General features: G+C 46.9%; 11 protein-coding genes. All 11 read right to left on the bottom strand.

The genetic code is table 11. The features are described 5' to 3' along the window. Positions 1 to 42: 42 nt before the first annotated feature. Positions 43 to 1,395 (bottom strand): UDP-N-acetylmuramoyl-L-alanine--D-glutamate ligase, encoded by a 1,353-nt coding sequence (murD, locus tag RB160_RS01450; RefSeq protein WP_316568431.1) that lies wholly within the window; start codon positions 1,393 to 1,395, stop codon positions 43 to 45. Beyond that, positions 1,396 to 2,370 (bottom strand): phospho-N-acetylmuramoyl-pentapeptide-transferase, encoded by a 975-nt coding sequence (gene mraY / locus RB160_RS01445; protein WP_316568430.1) that lies wholly within the window; start codon positions 2,368 to 2,370, stop codon positions 1,396 to 1,398. A gap of 366 nt (positions 2,371 to 2,736) precedes the next feature. Next, the gene (locus RB160_RS01440) at positions 2,737 to 4,215 is read right to left on the bottom strand and encodes a UDP-N-acetylmuramoyl-L-alanyl-D-glutamate--2,6-diaminopimelate ligase (protein WP_316569038.1); all 1,479 of its coding nucleotides are present in this window, start codon (positions 4,213 to 4,215) and stop codon (positions 2,737 to 2,739) included. A 164-nt stretch (positions 4,216 to 4,379) separates the two neighbouring features. Continuing rightward, positions 4,380 to 6,299 (bottom strand): stage V sporulation protein D, encoded by a 1,920-nt coding sequence (locus RB160_RS01435; protein ID WP_316568429.1) that lies wholly within the window; start codon positions 6,297 to 6,299, stop codon positions 4,380 to 4,382. Positions 6,300 to 6,457: 158 nt separating this feature from the next. Next, complete coding sequence (locus RB160_RS01430) at positions 6,458 to 8,668, bottom strand: penicillin-binding transpeptidase domain-containing protein (RefSeq protein WP_396954651.1); 2,211 nt, start codon at positions 8,666 to 8,668, stop codon at positions 6,458 to 6,460. A 2-nt stretch (positions 8,669 to 8,670) separates the two neighbouring features. Beyond that, entirely contained in the window at positions 8,671 to 9,027 is a 357-nt protein-coding gene (gene ftsL, locus RB160_RS01425; RefSeq protein ID WP_316568427.1) for a cell division protein FtsL, read from the bottom strand. 52 nt (positions 9,028 to 9,079) lie between these two features. Continuing rightward, positions 9,080 to 10,012 carry a 16S rRNA (cytosine(1402)-N(4))-methyltransferase RsmH gene (rsmH, locus tag RB160_RS01420; protein WP_316568426.1) on the bottom strand — a complete coding sequence of 311 codons (933 nt, stop codon included), beginning with the start codon at positions 10,010 to 10,012 and terminating at the stop codon, positions 9,080 to 9,082. A 64-nt stretch (positions 10,013 to 10,076) separates the two neighbouring features. Further along, entirely contained in the window at positions 10,077 to 10,508 is a 432-nt protein-coding gene (gene mraZ, locus RB160_RS01415) for a division/cell wall cluster transcriptional repressor MraZ (protein WP_316568425.1), read from the bottom strand. A gap of 202 nt (positions 10,509 to 10,710) precedes the next feature. After that, positions 10,711 to 12,345: a bacillithiol biosynthesis cysteine-adding enzyme BshC gene (gene bshC / locus RB160_RS01410; RefSeq protein WP_316568424.1), complete on the bottom strand. Its 1,635-nt coding sequence runs from the start codon at positions 12,343 to 12,345 to the stop codon at positions 10,711 to 10,713. Positions 12,346 to 12,444: 99 nt separating this feature from the next. Beyond that, a complete protein-coding gene (locus RB160_RS01405) occupies positions 12,445 to 12,840 on the bottom strand; it encodes a DUF3397 domain-containing protein (protein ID WP_316568423.1) in 396 nt (131 codons plus the stop codon). Continuing rightward, complete coding sequence (locus RB160_RS01400) at positions 12,837 to 13,730, bottom strand: 2-dehydropantoate 2-reductase (RefSeq protein WP_316568422.1); 894 nt, start codon at positions 13,728 to 13,730, stop codon at positions 12,837 to 12,839. The genes RB160_RS01405 and RB160_RS01400 overlap by 4 nt, the downstream gene beginning before the upstream one ends. Positions 13,731 to 13,819 lie beyond the last annotated feature (89 nt).

The following is a 13,819-nucleotide window of genomic DNA, read 5'->3' as shown; positions in this document are numbered from 1 at the left end:
AGGGGAAAATTCGTGCTAGCGGCTCAAGCAAGGAGACAAGCCCTACTTAAGCTTATGCACCGCTTCAATAAACATGTCGCCCCTGACCTCAAAAGTTTTGTACTGGTCCCAGCTCGCACAGGCAGGAGACAGGAGAATAACATCCCCGGGCTGTGAAAGCCTGTACGCTTCCGGAACAGCACCCTCAACATTATCGGCGCGGACAATCGTTTTTATTCCCGCCTTCTTAGCCGTTTCCGCAAGCTTTTCCGCTGTTTCCCCAAAGGTAATCAATGCCTTGACATTTTTCATGGAAGGAATGAGCTCGTCAAATCCATTCCCCCGGTCCAGTCCCCCCGCAAGCAAAACGATTGGTGCGTCAAATGCCTCAAGCGCTTTTTGGGTGGCGAGGATATTCGTCGCCTTTGAATCGTTGTAAATCTTCCGTCCATCCTTTTCCGCAACGAACTGAAGGCGGTGCCTGACACCCGTGAAGGATTTCAGCACAGTTTGGATTGCCTCGTTATCCACTCCAGATAGCTTTGCCGATGCAACTGCCGAAAGAATGTTTTCAAGGTTATGCTCGCCTGGCAGGGCGACATCCTCACGATGAATGATCTTCTCGCCTTCAAAGCAAAGCCACCCCCCGCTCTCGTAGGCTCCCCTCCCTAGTTCTTTCGTGGCTGAAAAAGGAACAAGCACTGCTTTTGAGTTTTTTGCAACAGCGATGGTTTCTTCCTGGTCGGCGTTATAAACAAAATAATCGCCATCTCCCTGATTCTTCGTGATGTTCGCTTTAGCCGAATGGTATTCCGCCCTTGTTCCATGATAATCCAGGTGGGCATCATAAAGATTGGTAAGGACGGCGACTTTTGGCTTAAAACCTTCTATGCCCATCAGCTGGAAAGATGAAAGCTCGATGACGATCGTATTTTCGTCTGTTGCTTCCTGAGCCACTCCTGATGCGACCGTACCGATGTTCCCCGCGATGAGCGGTTGTTTCGCCCCTTCTTTGAGCATTTCAAAAATCAAAGTTGTCGTAGTTGTTTTTCCGTTCGTACCAGTAATCCCAATGAACGGCGCTTCGGAAATTTGCCAGGCCAGTTCGACCTCGGTTATAACAGGAATCCCTTTTTCAAATGCTCGTTTTACCATTGGGTTTGTGTATGGAATGCCAGGATTTTTGACAACGAGTTCAAAGCCCTCCTCTAGCAATTCAACAGGATGGCTCCCCGTTATCACGGTGATTCCCTGTTCAAGCAGCCCCTGGGCCTCCTTGTTTTCGGAGAGGGGCTTAAAGTCGTTAACGGTGACGAATGCTCCAAGCTTATGCAGGAGCGCTGCCGCCGTCACGCCGCTTTTCGCAAGCCCCAGTACAAGTATTTTCCTATGCTGATACGTATCAATCATCTTCACTTAAATCCACACCCCGATATAAATTCCAAGAATCGCAAAAAGGAGGCCTACTGTCCAAAACGTGACTACAACTCGCCATTCGGACCAGCCTGATAGTTCATAATGATGGTGGAGCGGGCTCATTTTGAAAATCCTCCTGCCGGTTGTTTTAAACGAAATAACCTGGAGGATGACCGATAACGTTTCGATTACGAAGACGCCGCCAATCACTAAGAGCAGGAATTCATGGCCGGTAAGGATCGATAATGCGGCTATGGCCCCCCCAAGCGCGAGTGATCCGGTATCCCCCATAAAAACCTTGGCAGGGTGAGCGTTGAATACAAGGAAACCCAGTACTGCGCCAACGACTGCGACACTAAATATCGAAAGTTCAAATTGGGACTGGCTCCAAGCAAGCACGGCGTAGGCACCGAAGGCAATAGCCGCCGTCCCAGACACAAGCCCGTCAAGCCCATCCGTCAAATTGACGGCGTTTGAAAAACCAACTAGCCAAAAGATGACAAAAACGAGATAAAACCAGCCAAGGTCAATGGAATAATCGGTAAAAGGAAGCCCCAATTCCGATGGGAGTTCATTTCTTCTATAAAGAAGATAGAAAATGACCGAAATAATAATCTGGCCCAACAATTTCTGTTTCGATGTAAGGCCAAGATTCCGCTTCATTGCAACTTTTATAAAGTCATCGAGAAAGCCGAGCAGCCCGAAGCCGGCGGTGACAATGATCAGCATGTATGTCTTAGAGGTCGGCCCCGCGAACTTGCCCGCCATGACGAGCGAGGTAATAATAATCGATAACAGAATCATAATCCCGCCCATCGTAGGCGTTCCTGTTTTTTTTAGGTGCGATTTCGGGCCCTCTTCCCGAATGCTCTGCCCAAACTTCAACCTTCTCAGGAAAGGAATGAATATCGGGGAAAGGAGGACGGTTATTAAAAACCCCATCAGTATCGTGAAAAAAATAACTTGTTCAAGCATGAAACTGCCTCCTTACAGGAACAGTGGCGCTCACAAAGACCGCTGCCACAGCACTATCATATGAAGTTTTACTATTCGGGAGAAGGCCCCTATGAAAAAAAACAATTTGTTTGCTACTCATATCAATACGTTAATCTCCATTGTTTAAAATTTTGTTTGAATTAAAATTGTATATTCTACAGTAACCATGCGGTTGATTTCCGCTCCGGGCACACGCTTTCCGCGGGGCGTCAGTGGAGCCTCCTCGGCGCAAGCACCTGTGGGGTCTCCACCTTGCCGCTGCATCCCGCAGGAGTCGGTGCCCTCCGCTCCAATCAACTTGCATTTCAAAATAAAAGTGTAGAAATTTATCTCAAACTAAATAGTTTAATTCTTTTTTCCTTTTTCCAATCTTATGACGGCATCTCTTGCACAAACCCGGTCATCGAAATCATATTTGACGCCTTTAATTTCCTGGTATGTTTCATGTCCCTTTCCTGCGATGAGGATGATATCCCCGGATTGGGCCGACCCGACAGCATATTCAATTGCTTCTTTCCTGTCAGGGATGACTTTGTAGTTTCTTCCTTTAACGCCTTCTTCCATATCGCGGAGGATGGCTTCAGGGTCCTCGCTCCTCGGGTTATCCGAAGTGAAAATCGGATGCGTCCCGTACTCGCAGGCGATGCGGGCCATCAGTGGGCGCTTTGCCCTGTCCCTGTCCCCGCCACAGCCCGCCAATACATATATATCCTTTTTTGCGAATTCACGAATCGTTTTCAGGACATTTTCAAGGCTGTCAGGGGTGTGAGCATAGTCGACAATAATGGAAAAGTCCTGCCCGGCGTCGACTGTTTCAAACCTTCCTGCCACCCCTTCGATCCGCTCAAGTGACGAAATGGCGATTTCCGGGGTTATTCCAGATGCAAGAGCCGCTCCAATCGCCGCAAGCGCGTTATAAACATTGAATTTGCCGACCTGTTTCATTGAAACAGAATAAGGTTCTCCGGCAATTTCAACCGTAAAGGTTGTGCCCTGTGGAGTAAGGCGGATGTTTTTGGCCATAATATCCGCCTTTTCGTCAATCCCGTATGTAAGTATGAATGCCGCGGTTGCCCGGATGAACTCTTGGGCGGCGGGGTCGTCTGCATTTATAACAGCGAACTTTGGTGATGTATCGGAATACGCATTTCCCAATTGGGAAAACAAAAGGCTCTTTGCCTGCCTGTACTTATCCATCGTCTTATGGTAATCCAAATGGTCCTGGGTCAGATTCGTAAAGACCGCAACATTGAAATCAGTCCCATGAACCCTGCCATAATCGAGGGCATGTGAGGAAACTTCCATAACCGCATGGGTAACTCCCTCATCGGCCATCAACCTGAATGTCTTTTGCAACGTAAGGCTTTCCGGAGTTGTATTTTTGACTTCGAATTTCCGATCGCCCACTTTTGTATACATCGTTCCAATCAGCCCTGTTTTCAGGCCCGAGTCGGAAAAAATCTGTTCAATTAAATGGCTCGTCGTTGTTTTTCCGTTCGTTCCGGTTATCCCCGTCAAATGGATGCCGTGGCTTGGATGCCCATAAAATGCATCAGCCAGAATCGCTTTTGCCCGAGACGTGTCGCGCACAATATAAACAGGCACGGGCACATCGAGCTCCCTCTGGGCAACGATGGCGACTGCGCCTTTCTGTACAGCCTCTGCGGCAAAATCATGTCCATCCGCCGAAAAGCCCTTTATGCAAATAAACAGGCTGCCGTTTCGCACCTTGCTATGGCTGTCTTCAACCGATGATATGTCCGGGTTTGCTTCAGGCAATTTACCCGGTTGACGCAAATGTTTTAAAAGCTCACGCAACTTCATTGTTTTCAATTCCTCTCCTGCTTAACAATCGATACCTATTTTACATGATATACATGTATTTCGCCATTAATCCATAATGATTTTCCCGTAGAGTTCCCGAGTGATTGGCATATGGTGGAGACACAGGAAGAAGGCGGTGGAAAAATTCCATCGCCTTCCATGTTTTAGTTTCCTTTGCCGAAATAAAGAATGATTGTCGAACCTTCCTTTACCCTCGTTCCGGCCTGCGGCAGCTGCTTAACAACCATATCGCCTTCCCCTTTAGCCTCGATTTTCAGGTTTTCGAGCTGCTCCCCAAGCTCCTTTTTCGTCATCCCCTCCAGGTTGGGCATTGAGATCATTGGGACATCCTGCCAAGTCTTTTTCTTTTCGATTTGGTCCTTTCTCGGCTCAACCCCCATGGCAAGCAACGAATCCTTCATGATGTTCCCAACGATCGGGGCAGAGACGACGCCGCCAAACTGGACGGTCCCTTTTGGGTTATCTACAGCAACGTATACAACAAGCTGTGGGTCATCCGCAGGCGCAAACCCGATGAATGAAACAATATGGTTATTTTCCAAATACCTGCCGCCCTGCGCTTTTTGGGCCGTCCCTGTTTTTCCTCCGACCCGGTAGGAATCGATGAATGCCTTTCCACCAGTCCCCTGTGCTACAACGCTTTCGAGCGCATGCCTGATTTGCTTGGATGTTTCTTCGGAAATGACACGCCTTTTCAGTTTTGGTGAATTCTTCATCACTACCTGCTTGGTTGCCGGGTCAATCAGTTCCTTCGCGATATAGGGGGTGTACAAGTATCCACCGTTTACAGCCGCGGCCACCGCGGTCACCTGCTGGATCGGCGTTACGGAAACGCCCTGGCCGAAAGCTGTTGTCGCCAATTCTACCGGGCCAACACGGTTCATATTGAACAATATCCCGGTGCCTTCCCCCTGAAGGTCAATTCCCGTCTTTTGGCCGAAGCCAAACCCTTTTACATAATCAAATAGTTTTTCTTTTCCGAGCCTCTCTCCAAGCTCTACGAAACCTGGGTTGCAGGAATTTTGGACAACTTCCAAAAATGTCTGGCTCCCATGTCCGCCCCGCTTCCAGCACTTCAGCCGTGCACCGGCTACCTGGACACTACCTGAGTCATGAAAGTGTTCTTTTTCCAAATTTACCTTGCCTTCCTCAAGCGCGGCGGCAAGCGTGATGATTTTAAAGGTGGATCCTGGTTCATACGTGCTCCAGACGGGGAGGTTCCTGTTGTAGACTTCTTGAGGCACCGACCGGAAATTTGCTGGGTCGAAATTCGGCCGGCTTGCCATTGCAAGGATTTCTCCATTATTCGGATTCATGGCAATCGCGATCAGCCCGTCCGGGTTATACGTTTTTTGGGCGATTTCCATTTCCCTCTCCACAATGGTTTGGATTTTCGTGTCAATCGTCAGTTTTAAATCAAGCCCGTCAATTGGAGGCTGATAATCGTCCGCCATATCATTCATCCGCCGGCCTTTTGCATCGGCATAAAATTGAACCGACCCTTTTTGCCCGCTTAATTCTTTATCATAGAACAGCTCAAGGCCCATCAAACCCTGGTTGTCAATTCCCGCAAAGCCAAGCACATGCGACAAATAGCTGCCGAAAGGATAGTGGCGCTTGGAATCATCACCAATATAGATTCCTTTCAGGCCAAGTGAACGGATTTCCTTTGCTTTTTGATGTGAAATTTTCCGTCCAGATGGCAGGCGGATAATCGATTGTGTCTCTGTCAGGCTTTTTAGGACGCTTTCCTTCGAAGCATTTAATACGGCCGCCAGCTTTTCCGCGGCCATTTCGGGTTCCTCTATTTGCCTCGGAACGATCCAGACGGTCGGGGAACTTATGTTGGTTGCCAGGGGAACGCCATTGCGATCGATAATTTCTCCTCTTTCCGGAGCGAAAGGAATGTTCCTGCTCCATGAATCCTTCGCCTTGTTGGTCAGCATATCACCCAAATAAAATTGGACGTAACCAAGGCGGACATCAATAATAAAGAAAATAAGAATGCCTGTAAATAAGGCTGCCATCAGGCGTTTTCTTACAGTAACATTTGAAACCCGCATAAATGTTCCTCCTTCTTCATGCGCCAGGGCATGGGTAACAAGCCTGGCACTCCCTTTAAAAGGACATGCCTGTCGTTCATTTTTATGCGGGACTTCAAAAAATTAGAACGCCGGCGTTCCAATCATCTATGTGATAAACATCCTTATTAAGCTTTTCTTTATTCCTTTATTTCGGGGTCCCTTTCTTCCTCATTCTTCCCATTCAAGTTGTCAAGAGGCGTTTCCAGCTCAATTGTGAGACGGTCACCACTTTTAATGGGGGCTCCCTTGGTGATGCTTTGCTTTACAACGTAGCCAGAGCCTTTAAAGTTAAGGTGAAGCTTCGCAACGTTCGCAGCCTTTAGCGCATCCCTCAGCGACCATCCAGTCAAATCAGGCATGGCCGCATCACCCGAAGTGCGTAAAATTACTTTTTCACCTTCCAACACAACCTCACCAGGAGCGGGAAGCTGCCCTACGACAGTTCCACCCTTGCCGATCGTAACCGCATCAAACCCTTTGCCCTCAAGAATTTTTGAAGCTTCCGCCGAAGTCTTGCCGACAAGGTCAGGAAGCGCCTCTTTTTTTGCGACCACGAGGCTTGAAGGTTTTATATTCATATACTGCAAGCTATTTTTCATGACTGGGTTAAAGACCATCGAAACAGGAAGCGATCCTTTGAAATAGCTATCGATATCAGGCTGCTGAACGGCCACATAGACAATCAGCTTCGGATCATCCGCCGGCGCCATACCAAGAAAGGAGAAAATGTAATCCCCCGGACCCTTCAAATATCCACCGCCCTGTGACATTTCCGCTGTACCCGTCTTCCCAGCCACACTGTATCCTTCAATATTGTACCGTTGGCCTGTCCCGTTCGGAGAAGTGATGACTGTTTCAAGGATATCCCTGACTTTTTTCGCAGCATCGGGTGAAATTGGCTGTGAAACCACCTCAGGTTCCTTTTCCATAATCGTTTCACCTGTATCATGGTCGACGATTTTCTTGATGACGTATGGCTTCATCATTTTCCCGTTGTTCGCGATAGCTGTTGCCGCCTGGATTTGCTGGATGGCTGTAATCGCCGTCCCTTGTCCATATGAAGTTGTGATTTTTTCAATTGGCCATTCATAGCGCAGTTTGCTTGTCGCTTCGTCCGGAAGATCGATACCTGTAGGCCTGTCGAGCCCGAACTTCGTCAAATACTCACGGAACTTTTCAAAACCCAATTTTTCTTTGGCGATTTTCGCAAACGCTACGTTCGATGAGCGTTGGACGCCCTCAAGATAGGAAATCGAACCCCATCCTTTTCCATTATGGTCCCTGATGGCCTTATCACGTTCGGTAACTTTGTAGGAGCCCGATTTGTACTTTTCTTCAGGATTGAATACTCCTTCATTAACTGCAGCCGCAAGCGTGAAAATTTTCATTGTGGAACCTGGTTCAAACGGATATTCTATTGCTTCATTGTGCCAACTTTTTTCAATCCCATCCCTTGTTTTCGGATGGAAGGTTGGCCTTTGCCCCATTGCCAATATTTCCCCGGTTTTCGGATTTGCGACAATGGCGATGATTTTTTTCGGTTTATATTCTTCGACCGTTTTATTTAAAGCATCCTCGAGAAAGGTCTGAATTTTCTTGTCCAAAGTGAGATGTATATCATTTCCATTTTGGGCGGGCGTGACAAGCTCCTTGCCGGATGGAAGCAAATATCCCCATAGATCACTTTCATAGTCAATCCTTCCATTCTCGCCTTTTAAATACTTGTCCATCGATTTTTCGATGCCAAGCTTTCCGAATGTTTTTGCAGCGGAATTATTCCCTTCTGCTTTCTCGACGAAACCAATGACATGTGAAGCAAATACGCCATTCGGATAAAAGCGTTTCGATTCTTTTTTAAACGTAATCCCCGGAAGCTTTTCCGCCTCGATTTGTTTCTTTGTCTGGAAGGATATGTCCTTACCTGCCTTACCGAATTCCACCTGGAATAATTTTGGATTGTCTTTTTTCTTGGAGAGAATCCTTAAAATTTCACTTTCGCTCAATTCAATATATTTTGATAGTGTAGCAGCGGTTTTTTCAGGGTCGAAGACATGCTTGGGGTTATCCGGATTGGTGGTCATTTTTTCATCAAGGATGGCAATAAGGCTATAGGAAGCGGTGTCTTCCGCGATGATTTCACCGGTTCTATCCTTGATAGTGCCTCTCTCCGCTTCAATTATGCCATGCCTCATATGTTTTTGTTCAGCCTTGGCCGCAAGTGGCTGGCCGGCAGCCTCCCCAGTTATTCCAATAGCGAAAAAACGGTAGAGGATGGCAAAAAAGAGCAGGCTGAATAGAAAAAACAATCCAACTGCTCCCCTGTTAATATTAGGTTGTTTTTTTGGCATTTTTATTGCACGACCTTGACATTATTTTCGTTCAGCATCAAACCCAGTTCCTTTGCCTTGGCCATTATACGGTCATAGTTGCCGAGTTCTTTTACCTGTATTTTCAGGTCACCGTTCGCTTTTTCATACTCTTTGATAGAAACTTCCATTTCCTGAATATCCTTGTTAACCTTGTATATTTCTGATTGTGCCGAGACGATTTGCACTGCACCGAAGAAAAGCAGGGCAGCGAAAATTCCCCAAATTAGTCTTTCGCCAGGGGTTACCTTATGCCTTAAAGCTTTTCTCTTTTCCGGCTGGACTACTGGCTGTCTTTGCTGGCTCTGCTGTTCCTGGAGCTTCCTTGCTAAACTGCTCATTCTTTCCCCTCCTGAACTACTGCTTTTAGTTTCTCGTCTATTTTTTCACTGGTTAAATTTTTTCGGCGATACGAAGCTTTGCTGAACGGGCGCGGTTGTTTTCTTCAAGTTCCCTTTCAGATGGAAGAATCGGTTTCCGGTTTACGAGTTTTAAAACAGGCTTGAATTCATCCGGAATAACCGGAAGCCCCGGAGGCAGCGGCGGTGTTTCGGATGCCTGCTTAAATGTTGCTTTACAAATCCTGTCTTCAAGTGAATGGAACGTTATAACGGAGATCCTCCCGCCCTTGTTCAGAAGGTTGATTGCCTGCTTGAGGGAATTTTCAAAAACGCCCAGTTCATCATTCACCGCAATTCTGATTGCCTGGAAAATCCGTTTTGCGGGATGGCCGCCTTTCCTCCTCGCAGGTGCCGGGATGGCCTCTTTAATCAGTTCAACAAGCTCAAATGTTGTTTCAATTGGCTTTTTGGCCCTGGCTGCTTCTATTTTACGGGCAATCTGCTTGGAGAATTTCTCCTCCCCATAGCGGAAAAATATCCTGACCAAATCTTCATAGTCCCAACTGTTAACAATGTCGTAAGCGGAAATATCGGCGCTTTGGTCCATCCTCATGTCAAGTGCTGCATCATGATGATAGCTGAATCCCCGTTCAGGTGTGTCGAGCTGCGGAGAAGAAACACCAAGGTCGTACAAGATCCCATCAACTTTATGTATTCCAATTTCTTCGAGCCCGCTTTCAAGATGCAAGAAATTGCTTTTAATCAGGGTCAGCTTGTCCAAGTATGGAGCAAGCTTTTCCTTTGCATGTTTGATTGCGGTTTCGTCCTGGTCAAATGCGACCAGCCTGCCTTTTTCGCCAAGCTTCCGGATAATCTCCAGGCTGTGGCCCGCACCTCCCAGCGTGCAGTCCACATAGATTCCGTCCGGTTTAATATTTAGCCCATCAACTGCTTCATCCAATAATACGGTTGTATGTTCAAACATAACTAGATAGCCACCCTTCCAATCGAACGATAGACAAAGAAACTATTGTGAAATAATAATTCCCTTAAATATCGAAGCCAATCATATTTTCTGCAATTTCTGCAAAAGAATCCTCGGATTCCTGGAAGTATTCTTCCCAAATCTGCTTGCTCCAGATTTCGATTCGATTGGAAACCCCTAAGATCACACATTCTTTTTGTAAATTCGCATAGTCAAGCAATGGAGCCGGGATGTTGATTCTGCCCTGCTTATCAATTTCGCTTTCCGTTGCACCGGAAAAGAAAAACCTTGTAAAAGCGCGGGCGTCTTTTTTTGTGAGCGGAAGTGCTTTAAGCTTCTCTTCAATCACTTTCCACTCGGATAGCGGGTACCCAAATAGGCATCGGTCCAATCCCCGGGTAATAATAAACATTTCCCCAAGGTTGTCCCTCAATTTGGAAGGGACAATCAGGCGGCCTTTATTATCAATGTTATGATGATATTCGCCCATGAACATGCCCACTACCCCCACTTTCTAATTAAACTGTACCACAATCCCCCACTTTCCTCCACACTTTTTTTCTTTTCGCCCCAAATTGTTTACCTAAATTTTTTGATACCGATCAAGTGTAAAAAAACCAAATAAAAAAAGCCCTCCCAAAAAAGGAGAGCCATTGATGTCTATTCTGACCGTGGAAAAAACTTGATCGAATGTTCACTCATATTCGAACCAATTTATGTTTGCCGTCGAATTCATATTCAAGATCGGATAGCCTTGCAACAAAATCGAGGCCATATTTATTCAGGTAATAGATGATGTTCCATATCCGTTCCTGCGGGCTGCCTTCCGGGCGGAGGGCTAGGTTCACGCGCGCGAATTTATCGAGGATCGCTTTATGCTTTAACCGGACCGCTTCTTCAAGTTTCCTTTCAAGGAATGCAATTTGTGCAAGGACGATCGCCTCATTTTTTTTCATCAGCGGAAGTAGTCCAGGAGCCGAACCGGCCGCCTTCCCAACAAGGCCATCGTATTGCCTGAGTATTTCAGCCTTGGCCCTGGCAAAAGCCTCTTCCAATTCATGATCCCGTAAGGAAGAAAGGAACGTCTCTTCCTCGGCGGCCGTTCCCCGGATCATGGCCTCAGCAATATCCAACCCAAGTTCCTGAATGTCTACTTCCACCGGCCTTTCAAGGATCGTAATATTCAATCTTGGAACAATTGGCGGCATCTTCATTCCGAAGTGTTCAAAAACTTGCTTCAATTCGGCCCAATAGGCAATTTCGCCAGGCCCCCCGATAAAGGCCAAGACCGGAAACAGCCATTCCTGCATTAACGGCCTTGTCACCACATTGTTGCTCAACCGGAACGGCTCCTCCCTTGCGATAAGGAGCAATTCTTCTTTTGTAAAAACAACCGAGCCGTTTTTACCGGTAAACCGTTCTTCCGAAGGATCGTATTCAAGAAGAATTCTCTCTTCAAGCCTGCTGTCGTAATAAAAAAGGTTTGCCGAGTTTTTAGCTGCTTCAATTGTATTCGCAAATCCTTGTTTTTTGATTTCCTCCTGCTGGCTTATAAGCGATTCCGAAATTTCCGCATGGCTGTGAATGATCGCCTCGAATTTTTCACTCTCGAGTAGGCGCAGTTCCCTATTGCCAGAATCCACAATCAGCAGTCCGGAATCTTTGAAAAGGTGGAGGACCAGCGCCGCGAAAAAATCAGAAAAGGAGGAGTGCGCTTCAAGGAAATGTTCAATAACCTTGACCAATTCCTTTGTATAACCCGTTTCTCCAAAATGGGCAATCAGGTTTGAGACCCACGCGCCGCAAAGGTCCCGATCAATTTCAATATCAGTGACCATTTTCTTCCCACCTGTTTTTTGGGGAAAAATCCATTTCTCCATTGAGTTTCCAGCCGGGACGAATAGATGGTTGACCTCATCATAATCATGGTCTTCGCCCGCAATCCAAAAAACAGGGACAACCGGAACGCCAAGCCTTGACTCTTCAAGCTCCGCAAGGCGGATAATGGAAATAGCTTTATGTATCGTATAAAGCGGACCCGTCAATATCCCGGCCTGCTGCCCTCCAATGACAACCGCGCTATCGGGACGCTTCAGTTTTTCTATTGATTTGAGGTTTTCCTCGCTTTCACCGAACCTAGACATATACGATTCAATATGGGAAGCAAGCCGTTCCCTTGGATAATCCCTTGATGCCAGATCTTCAAGCCTTTCCCTATATACCCCCGGCTTGTTATATGTATAATGAAAAAACGGTGTTACTGCTTCCGTCTGCTTTAGGTATTCAGAAGCAAATCGATTCGCAGCCGGGAGCGAGAGATTCGAAATCTCCATATAGTACTTCCTTTCTGATTAAACAATAGTCATACCATATGAGTATAGCATTAACACATTGCCAGGAAAAAAACTTTGCCTGCATATTTCCAGGCCGGGCTAGGATGCCTGGACGGCATGAATGGCCCGTTCCACAAGGCCGAACAAAATCAAACCGATATAGGCCGCAAAAAAGAGCAAAAAAGTAAACCGCCAAAATCCTTTAAAAACTTTCCGTAAAACGACTTCCCCTTTTGTTTTCCACTGGATGATCGCCGAAGCCATCCCCAACGACAAAAGAATAACAAAAATCAGCCAAAGGAATGAAATGTTCCATATTGTCACAATCAGGAAATGGACCGAGATGACGAGCAGGAATGTCGTGGCATCCAATGCAAGCCCGACCGAAAGCCGATGGTTCCCTGTCAGCGGTTTGCAAATGGAGAATATTAGTATGTAGCCGAGCAACGGAAGAAAAATGAACAATGCGAATATGGACGACAAAATTGTACTCAACGATTTACCCTCCCTGTCCATTCTCTTCCTTTAATCATTTCATAAAAAGCCCCCAAAAGCGGCGCCGCCAATCCTTTACTGGATGCTTTATCAAGGAGGTAGCCAAGGATGGCGTCAACTTCAGTCGGCCTTCCCGCATCAAGATCCTTCAGCATTGACGACCGATTTTCAGATGTATTGCGGCAAATGCCCTTTACCTTCAAAAGCCTTTCATGTTTATCATTGAAATCCAAGATTCCCGCCGCCTCTTCAAACATTTTTTCCAGAACCCTTTCATAGCGCGGATTCTCGACGAGTTCCCCATTCCTCACTCCGAGGACTGCAGTCAAAGGATTGATGACGGCATTGGCGGCAAGCTTCCCAGCAAGCATTTCATAGTAATCAGGTTCAAGCTCCATTGGAAAGTTGCCCGGAAGCAACGACGCAACCTTCTCTAGCAGCCAGGGATCCCCTCTGAAAACAGCCACCCGGGTAAGGCCTGCCCCGTTATGGCTGACGGTGTCGGGCGTTTCCTTTAACGCCCCGTGTTCAACCGAGCCGACATAGATGTCCTCAGCCTTCAACCGATCGAGAAGCTTCAAATGCCCCATTCCATTTTGCAGAAAAAGCAGACCTCCCTTAGCCGGAAGGTGGCCAATAACCGAGTCAAGCTGATATTGCTTGACCGCTACGATTGTCAAATCGTTATCCATTTCGTTTGCGCCCAAAACTTCAGCCCGGACTTTCGCCGTCAGGGGGCCTGCTCCTTTCACGAGCCTAATACCGTTTCTATTTATCTGTTCAGCCTGGCCGTGCGACCTAGTATACACTGTTACATCAAACAACTTATGCATGTATGCCGCGAAAAGCAGACCGATGGAGCCTGCCCCTACAACCCCTATTTTTAACATAAAATCTCCCTGCCTTTTCTTTGCCTACATTTTACCAAATAACAGGACCTTTGTACCGGAAAATTAGATATTTACCTTCCATTCTACAT

The sequence above is a fragment of the Neobacillus sp. YIM B06451 genome, assembly GCF_032667185.1.
Lineage (GTDB): Bacteria > Bacillota > Bacilli > Bacillales > Cytobacillaceae > Bacillus_D.
Note: the sequence above shows the minus strand (reverse complement) of the source record. Positions and strands in the feature narration are given on the sequence as shown.

Coding starts and splice junctions, on each gene's coding strand:
- ftsL (WP_316568427.1), bottom strand. CDS start 9,027: ATGAGCAGTTTAGCAAGGAAGCTCCAGGAACAGCAGAGCCAGCAAAGA.
- bshC (WP_316568424.1), bottom strand. CDS start 12,345: ATGGAGATTTCGAATCTCTCGCTCCCGGCTGCGAATCGATTTGCTTCT.
- RB160_RS01400 (WP_316568422.1), bottom strand. CDS start 13,730: ATGTTAAAAATAGGGGTTGTAGGGGCAGGCTCCATCGGTCTGCTTTTC.
- RB160_RS01430 (WP_396954651.1), bottom strand. CDS start 8,668: ATGCCAAAAAAACAACCTAATATTAACAGGGGAGCAGTTGGATTGTTT.
- mraZ (WP_316568425.1), bottom strand. CDS start 10,508: ATGTTCATGGGCGAATATCATCATAACATTGATAATAAAGGCCGCCTG.
- RB160_RS01440 (WP_316569038.1), bottom strand. CDS start 4,215: ATGAAGTTGCGTGAGCTTTTAAAACATTTGCGTCAACCGGGTAAATTG.
- RB160_RS01435 (WP_316568429.1), bottom strand. CDS start 6,299: ATGCGGGTTTCAAATGTTACTGTAAGAAAACGCCTGATGGCAGCCTTA.
- rsmH (WP_316568426.1), bottom strand. CDS start 10,012: ATGTTTGAACATACAACCGTATTATTGGATGAAGCAGTTGATGGGCTA.
- mraY (WP_316568430.1), bottom strand. CDS start 2,370: ATGCTTGAACAAGTTATTTTTTTCACGATACTGATGGGGTTTTTAATA.